This is a genomic window from Pseudomonas sp. MWU15-20650 (assembly GCF_023242475.1).
Lineage (GTDB): Bacteria > Pseudomonadota > Gammaproteobacteria > Pseudomonadales > Pseudomonadaceae > Aquipseudomonas.
The window spans coordinates 161021-179862 of record NZ_JALJFG010000003.1; the positions used below are offsets into that span (position 1 = coordinate 161021).

General features: G+C 58.0%; 17 protein-coding genes and 1 pseudogene. 6 read left to right on the forward strand and 12 right to left on the reverse strand.

All coding sequences use genetic code 11. The annotated features are described in order from the left end of the window. Positions 1 to 75: 75 nt before the first annotated feature. From M5B43_RS04200 to rplM, 5 genes are all read right to left on the reverse strand, one after another. Entirely contained in the window at positions 76 to 855 is a 780-nt protein-coding gene (locus M5B43_RS04200) for a cytochrome c1 (protein ID WP_248748919.1), read from the reverse strand. Further along, the gene (locus tag M5B43_RS04205) at positions 855 to 2066 is read right to left on the reverse strand and encodes a cytochrome bc complex cytochrome b subunit (protein ID WP_248748920.1); all 1212 of its coding nucleotides are present in this window, start codon (positions 2064 to 2066) and stop codon (positions 855 to 857) included. Before M5B43_RS04205 ends, M5B43_RS04200 begins: the two co-directional genes overlap by 1 nt. Beyond that, a complete protein-coding gene (gene petA / locus M5B43_RS04210; protein ID WP_248748921.1) occupies positions 2066 to 2662 on the reverse strand; it encodes a ubiquinol-cytochrome c reductase iron-sulfur subunit in 597 nt (198 codons plus the stop codon). Before petA ends, M5B43_RS04205 begins: the two co-directional genes overlap by 1 nt. Positions 2663 to 2928: 266 nt before the next feature. Beyond that, on the reverse strand, positions 2929 to 3321 hold the full coding sequence (gene rpsI, locus M5B43_RS04215) for a 30S ribosomal protein S9 (RefSeq protein WP_002555064.1): 393 nt from the start codon (positions 3319 to 3321) through the stop codon (positions 2929 to 2931). Positions 3322 to 3335: 14 nt separating this feature from the next. Next, positions 3336 to 3764 carry a 50S ribosomal protein L13 gene (rplM, locus tag M5B43_RS04220; protein ID WP_003188508.1) on the reverse strand — a complete coding sequence of 143 codons (429 nt, stop codon included), beginning with the start codon at positions 3762 to 3764 and terminating at the stop codon, positions 3336 to 3338. A gap of 250 nt (positions 3765 to 4014) precedes the next feature. Here rplM and M5B43_RS04225 point away from each other — a divergent pair, with 250 nt between their 5' ends. Continuing rightward, positions 4015 to 5055 carry an NADP(H)-dependent aldo-keto reductase gene (locus tag M5B43_RS04225; RefSeq protein ID WP_248748922.1) on the forward strand — a complete coding sequence of 347 codons (1041 nt, stop codon included), beginning with the start codon at positions 4015 to 4017 and terminating at the stop codon, positions 5053 to 5055. Positions 5056 to 5407: 352 nt separating this feature from the next. Here the strand turns inward: M5B43_RS04225 and M5B43_RS04230 are convergent, their stop codons facing one another. Beyond that, positions 5408 to 6544, reverse strand: a complete 1137-nt coding sequence (locus M5B43_RS04230) for an acyl-CoA dehydrogenase family protein (RefSeq protein WP_248748923.1) — start codon at positions 6542 to 6544, stop codon at positions 5408 to 5410. Between the two features lie 244 nt (positions 6545 to 6788). On the opposite strand from M5B43_RS04230, the gene M5B43_RS04235 reads away from it, so the two are divergent. Further along, the gene (locus tag M5B43_RS04235; RefSeq protein WP_248749075.1) at positions 6789 to 7685 is read left to right on the forward strand and encodes a GlxA family transcriptional regulator; all 897 of its coding nucleotides are present in this window, start codon (positions 6789 to 6791) and stop codon (positions 7683 to 7685) included. A gap of 115 nt (positions 7686 to 7800) precedes the next feature. Here the strand turns inward: M5B43_RS04235 and zapE are convergent, their stop codons facing one another. The 3 genes from zapE to M5B43_RS04250 all read right to left on the reverse strand — a co-directional run bounded on the left by zapE (position 7801) and on the right by M5B43_RS04250 (position 10984). Beyond that, entirely contained in the window at positions 7801 to 8895 is a 1095-nt protein-coding gene (gene zapE, locus M5B43_RS04240) for a cell division protein ZapE (protein ID WP_248748924.1), read from the reverse strand. 79 nt (positions 8896 to 8974) lie between these two features. Then, on the reverse strand, positions 8975 to 10330 hold the full coding sequence (locus M5B43_RS04245) for a tryptophan--tRNA ligase (protein ID WP_248748925.1): 1356 nt from the start codon (positions 10328 to 10330) through the stop codon (positions 8975 to 8977). A gap of 24 nt (positions 10331 to 10354) precedes the next feature. Further along, complete coding sequence (locus M5B43_RS04250; RefSeq protein ID WP_248749076.1) at positions 10355 to 10984, reverse strand: alpha/beta fold hydrolase; 630 nt, start codon at positions 10982 to 10984, stop codon at positions 10355 to 10357. Between the two features lie 147 nt (positions 10985 to 11131). Here M5B43_RS04250 and M5B43_RS04255 point away from each other — a divergent pair, with 147 nt between their 5' ends. Continuing rightward, on the forward strand, positions 11132 to 11569 hold the full coding sequence (locus M5B43_RS04255) for a DUF1043 family protein (protein WP_017138275.1): 438 nt from the start codon (positions 11132 to 11134) through the stop codon (positions 11567 to 11569). Between the two features lie 738 nt (positions 11570 to 12307). Here M5B43_RS04255 and M5B43_RS04260 read toward each other — a convergent pair. The 3 genes from M5B43_RS04260 to M5B43_RS04270 form a co-directional block, all read right to left on the reverse strand. After that, positions 12308 to 14032, reverse strand: coding sequence for an ABC transporter ATP-binding protein/permease (locus M5B43_RS04260; protein ID WP_248748926.1), 1725 nt, complete (start codon positions 14030 to 14032; stop codon positions 12308 to 12310). A 99-nt stretch (positions 14033 to 14131) separates the two neighbouring features. Continuing rightward, positions 14132 to 14692: a response regulator transcription factor gene (locus M5B43_RS04265; RefSeq protein ID WP_010565532.1), complete on the reverse strand. Its 561-nt coding sequence runs from the start codon at positions 14690 to 14692 to the stop codon at positions 14132 to 14134. Beyond that, positions 14685 to 15947, reverse strand: coding sequence for an ATP-binding protein (locus M5B43_RS04270; protein WP_248748927.1), 1263 nt, complete (start codon positions 15945 to 15947; stop codon positions 14685 to 14687). Before M5B43_RS04270 ends, M5B43_RS04265 begins: the two co-directional genes overlap by 8 nt. Positions 15948 to 16166: 219 nt before the next feature. Here M5B43_RS04270 and M5B43_RS04275 point away from each other — a divergent pair, with 219 nt between their 5' ends. From M5B43_RS04275 to M5B43_RS04285, 3 genes and pseudogenes are all read left to right on the forward strand, one after another. Beyond that, positions 16167 to 16883 (forward strand): SIMPL domain-containing protein, encoded by a 717-nt coding sequence (locus M5B43_RS04275; RefSeq protein WP_248748928.1) that lies wholly within the window; start codon positions 16167 to 16169, stop codon positions 16881 to 16883. A gap of 181 nt (positions 16884 to 17064) precedes the next feature. Continuing rightward, complete coding sequence (locus tag M5B43_RS04280) at positions 17065 to 18177, forward strand: hypothetical protein (protein ID WP_248748929.1); 1113 nt, start codon at positions 17065 to 17067, stop codon at positions 18175 to 18177. A 168-nt stretch (positions 18178 to 18345) separates the two neighbouring features. Then, a pseudogene (locus M5B43_RS04285) lies at positions 18346 to 18759 on the forward strand (SIMPL domain-containing protein); the annotation flags it as partial. Positions 18760 to 18842 lie beyond the last annotated feature (83 nt).

Genomic DNA, 18842 nt, shown 5'->3' on the forward strand with positions numbered 1-18842 from the left:
TGGTTCAACCAGAGCGCTACGTGTTCAGAGATGCCGCTGGGCGCGCAAGATTAACAGCAATTGCTTACGGTTGGATCAATGCACATCCTTCCAGTATTCACGTTTGAGCAGATAGGCGAATACAAAGAAGAAAGCCAGGTACAGCAAGACGTAGGTACCGATGCGCTGGTGCTGCAGTTTGACCGGGTTGGCCGAGTAGGCCAGGAAGGTCACCAGGTTCTTGACCTTCTCGTCGAACTGCTCTTCATTCAGCGTTCCGGTCTTGGGCACGATGGTCAGTTGATCGCACGCTTCATGCGTCAGCGGCGTACCGGTCAACGGATCATATTGCTTCTTGCCGTCTTCAACGACCTGAACCTGCTTGCATCCTACCACTTGGCGACCCTGCAGGCCGACTAGAACGTTAGGCATACCGACGTTCGGGAAGACTTTGTTATTCACGCCATAAGGGCGCGCGGGGTCTTCATAGAAGGATTTCAGGTAGCCGTAGAGCCAGTCGGTACCACGTACGCGGGCAACCAGGGTCAGGTCCGGCGGCGCGGCCCCGAACCAGGTCTTGGCGTCAGCAGTTTGCATACCGATGTTCATGTGGTCGCCGATCTTCGCACCGGTGAACACCGCATTGCTGAGCATCACCTCATGGGGGATGCCCAAGTCATCGGCGACACGCTCGTAACGCTGGAACTTGGCGCTGTGACAGCCCATGCAGTAGTTGGTGAATGTACGCAGCCCGTCTTGCATGGCGGCCTTGTCAGACACATCAATATCGACTTTTTCCAGTTCAGCGCCATGCTCGGCGGCGAAGGACAGTAGCGGCAGGGCCGCAAGCACTAATGCAACGAATAATTTTTTCATCAGCCAGTCACCCTTTCCGGAACCGGTTTGGTCTTCTCGAGCCGGGTGTAGAACGGCATCAGAATGAAGTAGGCGAAGTACAGGAAGGTGCAGACCTGCGACAGCAACGTACGCTCCGGGGTTGGCGCCAATACGCCCAGCACACCCAGGATCACAAAGGCAATGCAGAACACCCACAGCCAGACCTTGCTCAGCCAGCCCTTGTAGCGCATGGACTTGACCGGGCTTCGGTCCAGCCACGGCAGCACGAACAGCAGCGCGATCGAGGCCCCCATTGCCATTACGCCCATGAGCTTGTCAGGGATCGCCCGCAAGATGGCGTAGAACGGTGTGAAGTACCAGACCGGGGCAATGTGCTCAGGTGTCTTGAAGGCGTTGGCCTGTTCGAAGTTAGGCTTCTCCAGGAAATAACCGCCCATCTCCGGGAAAAAGAACACGATCGAGCAGAAGATAAACAAGAACACCACCACGCCGACGATGTCTTTCACGGTGTAGTACGGATGGAACGGAATGCCGTCCAGCGGTACACCGTTTTCGTCTTTGTGCTTCTTGATGTCCACACCATCCGGGTTGTTGGAACCCACTTCATGCAGCGCCAGGATGTGCAGCACCACCAGGCCCAGGATCACGATCGGCAGCGCCACAACGTGCAGGGCAAAGAAGCGGTTCAGGGTAATACCGGAGATCAGGTAGTCACCACGAATCCACTGGGTCAGGTCGTTACCAATTACCGGGATAGCACCGAACAGCGAGATGATCACCTGGGCCCCCCAGTACGACATCTGGCCCCATGGCAGCAGGTACCCCATGAAGGCTTCGGCCATCAGCGCGAGGTAGATCAACATGCCGAACACCCACACCAGCTCGCGAGGCTTCTGGTACGAACCGTAGAGCAGGCCACGGAACATGTGCATATAAACGACGATGAAGAACGCCGAAGCGCCGGTGGAGTGCAGCAGGCGCAGGATCGAGCCGTACTCGACGTCACGCATGATGTATTCGACGGAGGCAAACGCCTCTTCCGCCGACGGGGTGTAGCTCATCGTCAACCAGACACCGGTAACGATCTGGTTGACCAGCACCAGCAGTGCCAGCGAGCCGAAGAAGTAGAAGAAGTTGAAGTTTTTTGGCGCGTAATATTTGCTGAGATGATCTTCCCACATTTTAGTGGCGGGGAAGCGCGCATCCACCCAATCCATGAACTTGCTCATCAGGCTTTCTCCCCCTCGTCGACGCCAATGACAATGACACTGTCAGTCTCGTAGTGATGTGGCGGCACTGGCAGGTTCAAGGGCGCGGGTTGTGACTTGTAGACGCGGCCGGCCAGGTCGTAGTGGGAACCATGGCAAGGGCAGAAATAACCACCAACCCAGTCTTTGCCCAGGTCGGCGGGAGCAACTTCCGGACGGAAAGTAGGCGAGCAACCCAAGTGGGTGCAGATACCGATCAGCAACAGAATCTCAGGCTTGATCGAACGGGTTTCCTTATCGACGTAAGCGGGTTGGTCAGAATTCTTCGAGTCAGGATCAGACAGCTGACCTTCGATTTTCTGCAGATTCCCCAGGATCGCCTCGGTACGACGAACGATGAACACTGGCTGACCGCGCCACTCAGCAATCATTTGCTGGCCTGGGTCGATCTTGCTGACATTCACCTTCACCGGTGCACCTGCGGCTTTCGCCTTGGCACTGGGAAACCATGACCCCACGAACGGGACCGCAGCCCCCACCGCTCCTGCAGCACCCACCACGGATGTGGCTGCTACCAAGAAGCGACGCCGGCCTGCATTCACGCCGTCATTGCTCATTCAGTCCTCTCCCATCAGCTTTTTGGCCTGTTAAATCAGGCGTCTACTAAGTGTTGAATCTTTACTTATAAAAATTTTGACGGATGGTAATGAAAAGCCCCACGTATGACAAGGGAATTGCCCGGGCCTCCGCCCCCAGGCCTTGTAGTATAGGGGGTCTACGGATGTGGCAAGTTGTCACGGCGAAATTTATGCATAAATCGCAGGCAATAAAAAACGCCCAGCTCCGTGAGGAGGCTGGGCGTTTTTGTGGAACGTAAAGCGAATTAACGCTTCGAGTACTGCGGACGCTTACGCGCTTTACGCAGACCGACTTTCTTACGTTCAACTTCACGAGCATCGCGAGTTACGAAGCCAGCTTTGCGCAGAGCGCCACGCAGGGTTTCGTCGTACTGCATCAGAGCGCGAGTGATACCGTGGCGGATTGCGCCAGCTTGACCACTTACACCGCCACCGATAACGGTGACGTAGATGTCGAACTTTTCAACGGTCTCGGTCAATTCCAGCGGCTGACGAACTACCATGCGGGCAGTTTCGCGGCCGAAGAAGTTGTCCAGGGAGCGGTTGTTGATCGAGATGTTACCAGTGCCCGGACGCAGGAAAACACGTGCGGTTGCGGTTTTGCGACGGCCAGTGCCGTAATTTTGAGTCGCCGACATAATGAACTATTCCGTTAAAACTTCAGTTCTTGGGGCTGCTGAGCAGCATGAGGGTGTACAGCGCCCGCATAGACTTTCAGCTTGCGAAACATATCGCGACCCAGTGGGCCCTTAGGCAGCATGCCTTTGACCGCGATTTCGATCGGGGCTTCAGGCTTCTTGGCAATCAGGCCTTCGAAGTTGGAAGACTTGATACCGCCTGGGAAACCGGAGTGACGGTAGTACATTTTGTCGCTTGCTTTGTTGCCGGTTACACGAACCTGCTCAGCGTTGATGATCACGATGTAGTCACCGGTATCAACGTGCGGGGTGTACTCAGGCTTGTGCTTGCCACGCAGACGGCTGGCGACTTCAGTGGCCAGACGACCCAGGGTCTGACCAGCGGCGTCGACGACAAACCAGTCGCGCTGAACTGTTTCCGGTTTTGCAGTAAAAGTTGTCATTCTTTAATAGCCTCAGGGGCCGCCTGTAAATTTAGACGGCGGATCTTACTGAATAGTGCGTACTTTGACAAGGTCAAAGGCAGCCGGATACAGACGCTATCGGGGGCTCGGGTCGGCGCGTCCGTTCAACGGCAAGATTCTTCGGCAGGCGGCGCATCACTTCCACTGCAGAAAGAGGTGGGCAATTATGCAGATTGCGAAAAAAAATTCAACCTGCTTTTATGAATGTTTTCCCCCGAAGGAGCACCCGATGGATTATCGACAGCTGGGCCGGACCGATCTGAACGTGAGCGCGATCGCCTTGGGTACCATGACCTGGGGCGAGCAGAACAGCGAGGCAGAGGCCTTCGCACAGATCGAACGGGCCAAGGCCGCGGGGATCAACTTCCTCGACACCGCGGAAATGTACCCGGTGCCGCCCAAGGCCGACACGTACGCCACCACCGAGCGCTACATCGGCAATTACTTCAAACGCCGCGGCGACCGCAGCGACTGGATCCTGGCCAGCAAGATCGCCGGCCCCGGCAACACCATCGACTATATCCGCGACGGCCATCTGCGCCACAACCGCAAGCACATCGCCCTTGCCCTGGACGCCAGCCTCAAGCGCCTGCAGACCGACTGGATCGACCTCTACCAGTTGCACTGGCCGGAACGCAGCACCAACTTCTTCGGCCAATTGAGCTACAAGCACCAGGACGAAGACGACCTCACCCCATTGGAAGAAACCCTCGAAGCGCTGGATGAGCAGGTGAAGGCCGGCAAGATCCGCCACATCGGCCTGTCCAACGAAACGCCGTGGGGCACCATGAAATTCCTGGCCCTGGCCGAAGCCCGCGGCTGGACCCGCGCGGTGTCGATCCAGAACCCCTACAACCTGCTCAACCGCAGCTTTGAAGTGGGCCTGGCCGAAATTGCCATTCGTGAACAGTGTGGTTTGCTGGCCTATTCACCGCTGGCGTTCGGCATGCTCAGCGGTAAATACGAAGGGGGCGCACGCCCGGCCAAGGCACGCCTGACCGAGTACAGCCGCTTCAGCCGCTATTTCAACCCGCAGTCGGAAGCAGCCTGCAGCCGTTATGTGGCGCTGGCACGGGAACACGGCCTGGACCCGGCGCAGATGGCATTGGCGTTCGTGACACAGCAGCCGTTTGTGACCAGCAATATCATTGGCGCCACGTCGCTGGAGCAGTTGGACAGCAACATTGCCAGTGCTGAATTGAAGCTCTCCAACGAGGTATTGGAAGGGATTGAGGCGATTCAGAAGGTTCATCCCAATCCTGCGCCTTGATTGACCGTTAGGCCGCCATCGGGGGCAAGCCCCAATGCCAGTCAGTTAAGCGCTAGAACGAGCAACCGGTAACCTGTGACGAGCGGGCTTGTCCCGCGTTGGGGCGCGTAGCGCCCCTAAAGAAGGACGAATGCGGTGTATACGATACTCCGCGCAGATAGCTTTTGGGGCTGCTGCGCACCCCAACGCGGGACAAGCCCGCTCGCCACAACAAGCCCGCTCGCCACAGTGATAGTGTTCCTTCTTAACTGACAGACATTAGGGCAAGCCCCCTCCCACACTTGGCCGTGTTCACAGATCAAAATGTGGGAGGGGGCTTGCTCCTGATGGGGCCATCCGCAACACCGCAAGATCAAAGCGCCCGCGCGATGATCTCTTTCATAATCTCGTTTGTCCCCGCATAAATCCGCTGCACCCGCGCATCCGCCCAGGCCCGTGCAATCGGGTATTCCCACATGAAACCGTAACCACCGTGCAACTGCACGCACTCATCAAGCACCTTGCATTGCAGATCCGTGCCCCAGTACTTGGCCATTGCCGCAGTAGGTACATCCAGCTTGCCTTCCAGATGCAGCGCCATGCATTTGTCGATAAACACACGACCGATCTGAATCTCAGTGGCCATCTCCGCCAACTTGAACCGCGTGTTCTGGAAATCGGCAATCGCCTTGCCGAACGCCTTGCGCTCACGGGTGTATTCCAAGGTCCACTGCAATGCCGCCTCGGCCGAGGACAGCGCACCAATCGCCACCGTCAAACGCTCCTGGGGCAACTCCTGCATCAGGTAGGCGAAGCCCATGCCCGCCTGGCCCAGCAGGTTTTCCTTAGGCACTCGCACGTCCTGGAAGAACAGTTCCGACGTGTCCTGGGCCTTCATGCCCACCTTCTCCAGGCGCTTGCCCTTGTCGAAGCCCGGCGTATCAGCGTCTACCAGGAACAGGCTGGTGCCCTTGGCGCCAGCCTTTGGATCGGTCTTGGCCACCACAATCACCAGGTCGGCGAGGTAGCCGTTGGTGATGAAGGTCTTGGAACCGTTGATCACATACTCATCGCCATCCAATACAGCAGTGGTCTTGACCCCTTGCAGGTCAGAGCCAGCCCCGGGCTCGGTCATCGCAATGGCCGTGACCATCTCGCCGGAGATCAACTTGGGCAGGTATTTCTGCTTCAGCGCTTCACTGCCGTAATGCAGGATGTACGGCGCGACAATGTCCGAATGCAGGGAAAAACCGATGCCGGTCAGCCCCAGGCGCCCGATTTCTTCGATCACCACCGCGCTGTACAAAAAGTCCGCGCCCAGGCCGCCATATTCCTCCGGCAAGTGGGAGCACAGCATCCCCGCCTCCCCCGCCTTATGCCATAGGTTACGGTCGATGTAGCCCTGTTTTTCCCACTGCCCATGGAACGGCACGGCGTGTTTTTCGAGGAAGGTACGCACGCTCTCGCGAAAGAGTTCGTGCTCCGAGCTGAACAAGGTTCTGGAGATCATGGGTCACCTGTGTGAATTGTCGAACAAAGACCAGACCACAGAGCCTATGCCGCAAAGACGGCACAGGACACTGGACACATGCGACAAAAAATAAGACGATCCAGCCGTCTGGTGACCACTTTCCCCTATAAGAATAAATGAAATTATGTCTAACCAAATCTCCACGCCCTTGCGGCGCGTCAGCATTTTGGCCATTGATCGGGTATTTGCTTCAACCCTCATGCAAGCCAAGGATTTCTTCCACCTGGCCAGCCTGCGCTATGGCAAGCAACAGGGCCTGGGCCTGACCCCGGCGTTCGAAACGCGCCTGGTCAGCCCCGATGGGCAATCGGTGCGCAGCTTCAGCGATGTGATCATGCCGGTGGACGGCGGCCTGGAAAACGCCGACATCATCGTGCTACCGGCCTTCTGGGACGACTTCGACGTCCTGTGCACTCGCTACCCGCAAGTGCTGCCATGGTTACGCGAGCAACACGCCCGCGGCGCCGTGCTCTGTGGCGAAGCCACCGGCGTGTTCTGGCTGGCTGAAGCCGGGTTGCTCGATGGCAAAGAGGCGACCACTTACTGGCGCTTCTTCAACGCCTTCAGCGAACGCTTCCCCCAGGTCCAGCTCAACCAGGACAAGCACCTGACCGACGCCGACAACCTGTATTGCGCCGGCGGCACCACTTCGGCGTGCGACCTCTACATTTATTTGATCGAGCGCTTCTGCGGCGCCAACATCGCCCAAGCCGTAGCCCGCGACATCCTTTATGAAGTGCAGCGCAGCTACTCACCCGGGCGTATCGGTTTTGGTGGGCAAAAGCTGCACCAGGACGTGATCATCCTACAGATCCAGCACTGGCTCGAAGAGCATTTCGCCGACAAGTTCCGCTTCGAAGACGTTGCCCGGGAACACGGTATGAGCATCCGTAACTTCATGCGCCGCTTCCAGACAGCGACCGGTGACAAGCCGCTGCATTACCTGCAACGCTTGCGTATCGAGACGGCCAAGGGCCTGCTCTCAGGCAGCCGCAAGAGCATCAAGACCATCAGCTATGAGGTGGGATACGACGATGCAAGTTTCTTTGCACGGTTGTTCAGGCAGCACACCGAGCTGTCGCCGAACCAGTATCGCCAGCAGTTCCAGCAAGCCGCGTAAGCAGGGCATGCACAAAACAACTGTGGGAGGGGGCTTGCTCCCGATAGCGGTCTGTCAGTAACAGGTGCACTGACTGATCCACAGCTATCGGGGCAAGCCCCCTCCCACATCGTCTTTAAGGTTTGTGGCCGCGCGACAGGAACTCGTGGGACTGCATTTCCAGCAACCGGCTCAACGTACGCTGGAACTCGAAGTTCAAGCGACCGCCGGTGTAGAGGTCCTTGAGTTCGACTTCCGCCGAGATGATCAGCTTGACGTTACGGTCGTAGAACTCGTCGACCATATTGATGAAACGCCGCGCGATGTCGTCAGTGGTGACGCCCATTTGTTCCACGCCACTGAGGATGACGGCGTGGAAGATCTTGCCCAGCTCAATGTAGTCGTTCTGGCTACGCGGACCGTCGCACAGCTGACGGAACTCGAACCATGCCACGTCATCGCAGGTACGCAGCGCGATGATTTCGCGGTTCTCGATCATCAACTTGTCGTTTTCCACCGCCTGGGTGCATTCCGGCGTCAACGCGCGGAAGCTTTTGCGCAGGCTTTCGTGGGCGGCGTCGTTGAGTGGGAAGTGAAACAACTCCGCTTGCTCGAGGTGACGCAGGCGGTAGTCGACGCCGCTGTCGACGTTGACGATATCGGTGTTCTGCTTGATCAGCGCAATGGCCGGCAGGAAGCGCGCGCGCTGCAAGCCATCCTTGTACAAGCCGTCGGGCACGATGTTGGACGTCGCGACCAGGGTCACGCCGTTCTTGAACAGCTCTTCCATCAAGGTGCCGAGGATCATGGCGTCAGTGATGTCGGAGACGAAGAATTCATCGAAGCAGATCACCCGTGCCTCTTCGGAGAAACGCTTGGCGATGATGGTCAGCGGGTTTTTCTCGCCCGGCAGGGTCTTCATTTCTTCATGCACACGCTTCATGAAGCGGTGGAAGTGAGTACGGACCTTTTCCCTGAACGGCAGCGCCTCAAAGAAGGTGTCTACCAGGTACGTCTTGCCGCGGCCAACGCCACCCCAGAAGTACAGGCCCTTGACCGGCGTGTGGTCTTTCTTGCCAAACAGCTTGCTGAACATCCCAGGCTTGCTTTGCGAGGCCGCGACCAGGTCTTCGTACAGGCGCTGCAAATGACGCACCGCGTTTTCCTGGGCAGCGTCATGGAAGAATTCAGGGCGTTTCAGATCAGCTTGATATCGTTCTAGGGGCGTCATAATTTCGTTAGCAAGGCAACAAAAACGGGCCGTCACTGTAACGACGGCCCCGGATAATGGCAATCAACCCTTGGTCGGGTTAATCCTCGAGGGGGGTCAACGCAACGCGCAAGGCTTCGATGGCGGCATCGCGCGACGCACCATCGGCAAATGCCGCGCTGTCGGCGACCGCAGCACCGTCCAGCCAGACGCTGAAGCCCAGGGCTTCAGTGCGCACATCCAACGCGTCGCCGCTTTGCAGTTGCTTGGTGACCGCACCCGCCGCTTTACCGTCGGCAAAATTGCGCGACAGCAGCAGTTGCTCGCCGTCAGCCGCCAACAGGCGGAAGCGGAAGCTGCCGTCGTCTTCACGGAAGCTCACAAAGCGCGCCGCTTTTGCGGCTTTCTTTTTCGGGCTGACCGGTGCCGCAACCTGGTTGACGAACGAGCGCAGGCCCACGGCCTCACGCAGCTCGGCCAGGAACGGTGCCGCCACGGCACGGGCTTTCTTGGCGCCGATCAGTAGCAAGTCTTCCATGTCCGAAGGACGCGACATCAGTGTGTGATAGCGCTCACGCGCTTCACCGAGCTGGTCATCCAGCAGTTGGAACAAACGGTTCTTCGCCTCGCCCCAGCCCAGGCCCTGCAGCAAATCACTGCGCAATGCTTCTTCCTGAGCCTGGGTGGCAAACGCCTGGTAGAGGGTGAACAGGTGTGAGTTGTCCGGGTCTTTGGCTTCGCCTGGCGCACGAGAGTCGGTGACGATCCGCGAGATCGCGTCCTTCATGTCCTTGGCGCTGGTGAACAACGGGATGGTGTTGTCGTAGCTCTTGGACATCTTGCGGCCGTCCAGGCCCGGCAAGGTGGCGACGCTTTCTTCGATCAACGCCTCGGGCATGGTGAAGAATTCTTTACCGTTGCCGAACAGGTGGTTGAAACGCTGGCCGATATCACGGGCCATTTCCACGTGCTGGATCTGGTCGCGGCCAACCGGCACCTTGTGCGCGTTGAACATCAGGATGTCTGCTGCCATCAACACCGGGTAGCTGTACAGGCCCATGGTGATGCCCGCATCCGGGTCTTCGCCATTTTCTACGTTCTTGTCTACCGACGCCTTGTAGGCATGCGCTCGGTTGAGCAGGCCCTTGGCGGCGACGCAGGTCAGCAGCCAGGTCAGTTCGGGGATTTGCGGAATGTCGGACTGGCGATAGAAGGTCACCCGGTTCACATCCAGGCCACCGGCCAGCCAGGTCGCGGCAATTTCCATACGCGAGCGCTGGATGCGCTGCGGGTCATCGCACTTGATCAGGGCGTGGTAGTCGGCCAGAAAGTAGAAGGAGTCGGCATTGGCGTCCTGGCTGGCGAGAATCGCCGGGCGGATCGCACCGGCGTAGTTGCCCAGGTGCGGCGTGCCGGTGGTGGTGATGCCGGTGAGGATACGGGTACGAGTCGTCATGGGTAATCGCTTATCAGACTGCTATCAATTCGAGAGACGCGGCAGCACCAGATCCTTGAGATCGGTCAGCTTGCCGTGAAAAAAGTGTCCGCATTCTGCCACTTTCAGCAGCTCATGGGGGCGTTTCAGGGCGGCGGACCAGTCGTAGACGGTCTGCGGGTCGACCACTTCGTCGGTTTCTGGCTGGATCAGGGTCAGTGGGCAACCGTGTGGCAGCACGTCGGTATCACGCAGGCGCATCACCGCAGCGGCAACCATGAACAGGTGCGCAAGCTGCTCACCCTTGGCTTCCAGGCGACCGCCCAGGCTGGCAGCGACATACCCCCCGAAGGAGAACCCCAGCAAGGTGATCGGCAGGTCCGGGTGTTTTTCACGCAGCCAGGTGGCGGCTGCCTCCGCGTCGTCCACTTCCCCGGAGGCCATGTCGTGCGTACCGGCACTGGCGCCAACGCCACGGTAATTGAAGCGCAATGTGATCAAACCCGCATCGCGGGCGGTGCGTTGCAGGGTCGATACGACTTTATTGAGCATGGTCCCACCCTGCACCGGGTTAGGGTGGCAGATCAGCGCCAGGCCACGTGGCTCGGGGTGATCCAGGTACAGGGCTTCCAATTGGCCTACTGGGCCATCGATCAAAACGGGGGTTTCACGCATGAGCAAGGAATGAACTCCGTGACCTCTCAAAGGGTCGACTCGTCTAGCTAAAAGTCTGTGCATGGCATCATTGCGAGCTTAATCGCGGTATACAGCGCAGGTCCGAGCCGTTAACGTAAAGCAAAGCCGTTTATAGAGGAAGGACTCGTGGAACACTCGCTCTTAGTTTGGTTGTTGCCGACTCTTGCCCTGGTTGCCGGTGTCGCCATTGGTTTCCTGGTTGCTCGCTTGCTGCCGAATGCCGCGCCTAACCGCACGCAACGTCAGCTGGATGACATTCAGGAACGTTTTGACAGTTATCAGAACGAGGTTGTTACCCACTTCAATAGCACCGCGACCCTGGTCAAGAAGCTCACCCAGAGCTACCAGGAAGTACAGGATCACCTCGCCGATGGCGCCAACCGCCTGGCCCTCGACGACATCACCCGTCAGCGCCTGCTGGCTGCGCTGCACTCCGATGCACCGCAAGCTCCACGGGAGCGCCTGACCCCACCACGGGAAAACCAGGAGCCACCACGGGACTACGCGCCAAAAACGCCGAACGCCCCAGGCATGCTGGATGAGCATTACGGCTTGAAGAAGTAAGTCGCTTCAAGCAATACAAAAGCCCGGCTGATCGATGATCAGCCGGGCTTTTGTTTTCGAAGGCCATCATCATGAGCGAGTCAGCACCGATCGGTATCGATCCCGCACACCTACTTTGCACCTGCACGGCCAGGATGAATCGGGCCGCAAGGTATTTCGCAAAAAGCGCTCACAGCGCGCAGATGATGCAGTTTTTCGGTAACCACTCTGGCGCGTATCGCTTGGGCGATAGCTACTCACCCTGCGCACCATGAAGCCGGGCCAGGCGTCGTGAACGCCTGACCCGGCCTATACTCGCTGGCGGTCAGTGTGAGGGGCGTTGCCAATCACATCCTGGGCAGCAACTCACTGTTCAACTTTAATGATCGCAACGGTCCCGCTTGCTAAGCAGATTTATCAGCGGAATAGCCACTCGCGCCAAAGAGCCCACGACATTCGCGATAACAGGCCCTGTGCAACCGCTCATGCATCCGCCGTTTTTGTCTTCGGTAGCCATACTGCGTGGCGGCACTGGCTGGAGAGCGACTGAAGTCGTGGGACTGTAGTCCGTTGCTGCATGATTAGGAACGTAAGCCGACGAAAGAGTGCTAATTGGCTGCATAAAAAACCTCTGAATCAGTAAGAAAATATGGGTTCCCCCCCACCTAAGTGAATGGCGCATCCAAAACGGTTCCTTCAAAGGTCTAAAATGGGGCATACCCCTCAAGGCATGACCGCTATCATTGACCGTGTCAGCCGTCACGCCAGGACTTGCTCTTGCAACCGCCCGCCCTCGATCCGCACATGCCGCCCATGGAAGCGCTTGAGGCTGCTGCGATGGCCGACGCTGACAATGCTCAAGCCTGGTAGCTCATCGATCAACGCTTGATACAACGTCGCTTCATCTTCTTCATCCATGGCCGAGGTGGCCTCGTCCATGTACAGCCATTGCGGCGCGAACAACAAGGCGCGGGCAAAGGCCAGGCGCTGCTGCTCACCCGGCGAGAGCATGCGTTGCCAGTGGTTGGCTTCCTCAAGACGGCTGACCAGATGCGGCAAGCGGCAGGTTTCCAGGACCTGTGCATAACGCTCCAGCGGGTAGGCGCTGTCGTCCTGTGGATAACTCAGCACCGCCTTCAAAGTCCCAATCGGCAGGTAAGGCTTCTGCGGCAGGAACAGGTAGCGCTCCGCCGGCAGGCGAATGCTGCCGTGGCCCGCAGGCCACAGGTGGCCCATTGCGCGCAACAGCGTACTTTTGCCACTGCCGGAACGGCCACTGAGCATCACACGCTGGCCGGGTTCTACGGTCATGTCGGCATCGGTGAGCAAATGGCGGCCGTCGGCCAGGTCCATGCCCAACCCCTGCACCACCAGGTGCCTGCCTTCGGGACGCACGTCGATGGCGGGCGCGCGCTGCTCGTTGTCACGCATGGCCTGATGGAAGCTCAGCAGACGATCACTGGTGGCGCGCCAACTGGCCAGCTCCGAGTACGCACTGATAAACCAGCTGAAGTTCTCTTGCACATTGCCGAACGCCGAGTTGATTTGCATCAGCTCACCCAGTTCGATCTTGCCAGTGAAATAGCGCGGTGCAGCCACGATAAACGGGAAGATGATTGCGATCTGGCTGTAGCCCGCCGTGAAGAAGGTCAGGCGCTTGGACACTTTCATAATGTCCCAGAAATTGTGCCAGACCTTGCCAAAGCGCGTGCTCAGGCGTTGTTTTTCATTCGGTTCGCCGTTGTACAGGGCGATGCTTTCGGCATTCTCTCGCACCCGTACCATGGAGAAACGCAGGTCCGCTTCAAAACGTTGTTGTTGGTTGCTCAGGCCGATCAAGCGACGGCCGATCAAATGCGTCAACCAACTGCCCACGGCGGCGTACAGCAGCGCACACCAGAACATATAGCCGGGGATGGTGATGCCAAACACTTCAATGCTGCCCGACACCCCCCACAGGATGATCGAGAACGACACCAGGCTGACCACGTTGCGCAACAGCCCAAGGCCAAGGCTCAACGTGCTGGAGGTGAAGTTGTTGAGGTCTTCGGAAATCCGCTGGTCCGGGTTATCGGTGTAGCCGCCCTGCTCCAGCTGGTAGTAGTTTTTGTCGGCTAACCAGCGTGCAAAGTGCTTCTCGGTCAGCCAGGCACGCCAGCGGATGGTGAGCATTTGGGTCAGGTACAGACGGTATACCGCCCCCAGAATCGCCACGGCGGCGATACCGCCGAAATAGCCGATCAGTTGCCAGAAGGCGGCGGTATCCTTCTTTTCCAGGGCGTTATAGAAATCCTTGTACCAGTGGTTGATCCACACGGAGATCGCCACACTGAACAACGACAGGCCAATCACGGCGGCCAGCAACAACCAAGCCTTACTCTTCTCTTCGCTACGCCAATAGGGCGTGATCATCGCCCAGGTTCGGCGGAAGAATTGCCCACGCACCGCGTCATTGACCGCGCAATACTCAGCGTTCTGATTCATCGTTCAGGCTCTGTAAGAAAATGTGACAGGCGTTTGAACCGATCATAGACGATCGGTTCAGGGCTCCGTGCAGCCTGAAGCGGATTGTTCAGACTTCGTTCAGCGCCGTACCGGGCGTTTCTGCAGCTTTCGTTGCAGGGTGCGGCGATGCATGCCCAAGGCGCGGGCAGTGGCGGAGATGTTGCCTTCGTGTTCGGTCAACACGCGCTGGATGTGCTCCCACTGCAGGCGGTCCACCGACATCGGGTTTTCCGGCACCAGGGTGTCGAGGTCGGCGTGCTCGGAGAGCAAGGCCGCCAGCACGTCGTCGGCATCTGCCGGTTTGCACAGGTAGTTACAGGCACCACGCTTGATCGCCTCGACGGCAGTCGCAATGCTGGAATACCCCGTAAGGATCACCACGCGCATTTCCGGGTCGAGTTCCAGCAACTTGGGCAGCAGCACCAGGCCGGAGTCGCCGTCCATTTTCAGGTCGAGCGCGGCGTAGTCCGGCAGGTCGGCCTGGGCGATGGCCAGGCCCTCTTCGGCAGAACCTGCGGTGCTCACGCGAAAGCCGCGACGGCTCATGGCGCGTGCCATGACGCGGGTAAAGGTGGCGTCGTCATCTACCAGCAACAGGTGCGGCAGTTCTTCGCCTTCGACTTGGATCTCGTCACTCATCGATATCTCCTCGTGCGACACGGGGCAGGCGCAGCTCGGTGAGCGTGCCACCTTCCTCATGACTATAGAGTTTCACTGAGCCGCCTGCGCGAGTCACGCTGGCCTTGCTCAAAAACAGGCCCAGGCCGAAGCCTTTGCCCTTGGTGGTAAAGAAGGGTTTGCCGATCTGCTCGGCAATGGCCAGCGGCACGCCCGCGCCGTGGTCACGAATGCTGATGGTCACGTGTTCCGCATCCCAGTCCAGCTGCACGCCCAAGCCCTCGGGGCAGGCGTCGGCGGCGTTGTTCAGCAGGTTGAGCAATGCCTGGGTCAGGTCCGGTGGGGGCGCCATGCGTGGCACGCTGCCCTGGCCCAGCAGGTTGAAGCGGTAACTGGCTTCGGGGCGCATCAAGTGCCAACGGTTCAGCGCTTCACCGAGCCACTGGGTCACGTCCTGCATCTCGACCGCCAGGCGGCGATTGGCTTCGGCAGCGCGCACCAGTTGCTGCAAGGTCTGCTTGCATTGCTTGACCTGCTCTTGCAGCACGCCGAGGTCATCTTGCAGCGCCGGGTCGTGATGGTCCTGGGTCATTTCATTGAGCAACACGCTCATGGTTGCCAGCGGCGTACCCAACTCATGAGCCGCACCGGCAGCCTGGGTGGCGACGGCCAGTAATTGCTGGTCACGCAGTCCCTCTTCACGGCGAATGGCACGCAGCTCTTCCTGACGACGCAGTTCCTCGGCCATGCGCGCGGCGAAAAAGGTGATCACGGCGGCGGACAAGGCAAAGCTCAACCACATCCCATAGATCTGCAGGTTTTCCCGGGCGATAGGGAATGTCTGCAACGGGTAGAAGCGCGCCAGCAGCAGGGTATAGAGGGTCAATGCAATACCCGACAGCACCACGGAATAGCGCCACGGCAAGGTCACGGCGGCAATGGTCAGTGGCACCAGGTAATAAGATACAAACGGGTTGGTGGAACCACCGGAGAAGTACAGCAACACACTGTGGATGAACAGGTCGCAAGCCAGTTGCAGCGCGTACTCCAGTTCGGTCACCGGCCATGTGGTGCGCAGGCGGATGGCCGTGAACACACACAGCACAATGGAGAAACCGAGGGTCACTGCCAGTTGCAGCCAAGGCAGCGGCAGCAGGTCGAACCAATAGGCGAGCCCGACGGAACCGGCCTGCGCGGCCAATACCAGGGTGCGAATGAACGTCAGGCGCCAGAGGTTCTGGCGGGTGGCGGAAGTCAGTTTTACGGCGGCGAGCATGAGCTCTCCCGGTGAGCGCTGCAGGCGGATCGGCAGGAGTATAAACGAAGCACACCTGCTGGCACGGCGTATGTGGCTCTTTGACGCAGGCCGGGCAAGCGACCGTTCGTCGGTGCCACGACAACTTGTAGCGAATGTGTAAACCCGAAGAACGCAACACCACCGTCTACAGTCATACCGAACACGACTATCCGAACACGACCATCCCAAGGAGTTTTCATGTCTCGTTTCATTCGCAGTGCAGCCGTTATCACGCTCAGCGCCAGCGCCCTGGCCAGCCTTCCGGCCATGGCTGCCGATGCGCTGAACTACAACCAGATTTCCCTGCGCGCCGAGGTCAGCCAGGAGGTTGCCCGCGACAAGATGATCGTCACCCTCTACACCGAATCCCAGAACGCTGACCCGGCCAAGCTCGCCGCCGAAATCACTACCACCATGAACACGGCGCTGGGCCAGGCCCGTGAAGTCAAGGCCGTGACCCTGCGCCAGGGCAGCCGTAACAGCTACCCGATCTACGACAGCAAGAACCAGAAGATTACCGGCTGGCGTGAACGCGCCGAACTGCGCCTGGAAAGCGCAGACTTCCCAGCGCTGTCCAAGCTCACCGGTGAGTTGCTGAACACCCTGAAAATGGAAAACATGGACTTCGCCATCGCAGACGCCACGCGCAAGGCCAGCGAAGATGCGTTGCTCAAGGACGCGGTGGCGGCGTTCAAGGCGCGCGCGCAGTTGGCTACCGATGCGCTCGGCGGCAAGGGCTACAAGATCGTCAATTTGAACTTCAACACCAATGGCTACCCGATGCCCTATGCCCGCAATGGCGGCATGATGATGAAAGCCGCCATGGCCGATTCAGCACCGATACCTGAAGTGGAAGCCGGCACCAGTCAGGTCAACATGAGTGCGGACGGCGTGATTGAAGTTCAAATGCAATGACCTTTTACTGAAGAACTTGAACGGCGGTCACCGAAGGGATCGCCGTTTTTATTTTTTAACATGCACGCCCATCTGAAAAATTTTCTTTTATTTTATCCAGCCTAACTGCCGAACTTTTTTCATAAGATCGCCACACAAGGATGACAACTGTCTAAATACACAAAGTCAATAGGTTGGCATCATGCACATTACAACTGTCACGCAACTACCTCTGCGCCCCGCTCCCGTCACCACCCCGCCATCTAAACAGTCTGAAGCGCCTATAACGGACTCATTCACGGACACACAAACCCCCAACGTTCTGATCCGCAAAAGACGATCACAGGAAATGCCAAAACGGCATATCAACGAGTCCCATGAAAGTTACCAAAACAGACTCGACTCTTGGGCGCCCGATGGTCGAGAGCTAGGCAAACCTGAACCACGCACCGGATGGCAAATTGCCGGAGAAATTTTCCTGGGTATTCTCAGTGGAGGTCCAGGAGTACAGATGGTCAGAGGCCCACGCCCCGGGCTCTCCCCTCGCCTTCCGCCGGCCCGGACGCCACCACCTTCCAGCGCGGCCAACTCCAACGTTTCCGGGCCTGTAGCAAACTCAAGATCCCACGCGCCCAAACCTTCTACCGTAGACCCCGCCAATATCAAGCCCGCAAGTCAACCTGCTCGCGCGCCCATCCAAAACAATGCCAACAATCCTGTCAAAAGCTCACCGCCAGACCCTGTAAGAAGAACATCGGTGGGTTTTTCCGGTGGTGAAGCCCCCACAACAATCAACAACAATATGAGAAATATCAAACAAATCGAAGGAGAGCTTTTTACATTTCAAGACATGCACGAAGGCCACAACCGACTCAATATTTTCGTGCATGGCAAGACGTTGTCGGTTTTCGAACAGCTCACTGGCAAGCCCACTCAAGTCGTCTATAACAATCGTTATCATACACCTCAACAATTATTAGACTCGTTACGAGCGAAAGGCGTGGAACCCAGTAACTTTCACAATGTACGACTCATCTCCTGTCATTCGGCCAACGGCGGTAAAAACTCATTCGCCTCGCAATTCAAAGAGTTGATTGATACTCCGGTGACGGCTTATCAAGGTGTCGTTTCGGCAAAGCCGACAATTCCTAATTTAGAGGCCAATTTCAACCAAGCGAATACTCATGGTCAAGACGGAAGGACCGCACTGCAAAACGCTTACGCTAATAATATTTCATTTGAAACTGTTCCTCGATCCATTGCGGATGATCCTATAGCGTGGGCGGTTAATAGCCATGTGCCGGTCGCTATTTAAAATAATTTAACTGAACGCACCCAGGGATGGGTCACCCTTACCTCCCATACTAAGTCACCCATGAGTTTATAAAGGGCTGTAGACAGTAACGACGAGCCTGGGGGATTCTCCACCTCGACGGCCCCCTTCAGAGTCGCCCTACCCACATTTGTTTGCATTGTGTACACCCAGAACCAGAAGATCACCGGCTGGCGTGAACGCGCCGAGCTGCGCCTGGAAAGCGCGGACTTCCCGGCGCTGTCCAAACTCACCGGCGAGCTGTTGAACACTTTGAAAATGGACAGCATGGACTTCGCCATCGCCGACACCACACGCAAGAACAGCGAAGATGCGCTGCTCAAGGACGCCGTCACCGCGTTCAAGGCGCGTGCGCAACTGGCCACCGACGCGCTGGGCGGCAAGGGTTACAAGATCGTCAACCTGAACTTCAATACCAACGGTTACCCACAACCGTACGCCCGAAATGGCGGGATGATGATGAAAGCCGCCATGATGGATTCAGCGCCGACGCCGGAAGTGGAAGCCGGGACCAGCCAGGTGCACATGAGTGCTGATGGTGTGATCGAAGTGCAGATGCCGTGACCCCTACCTGACGAACCTGAACGGCGGTAACCTCGGTGACCGCCGTTTTCGTTTGGGCGGCGTCTATATGACTGCCATTTAAG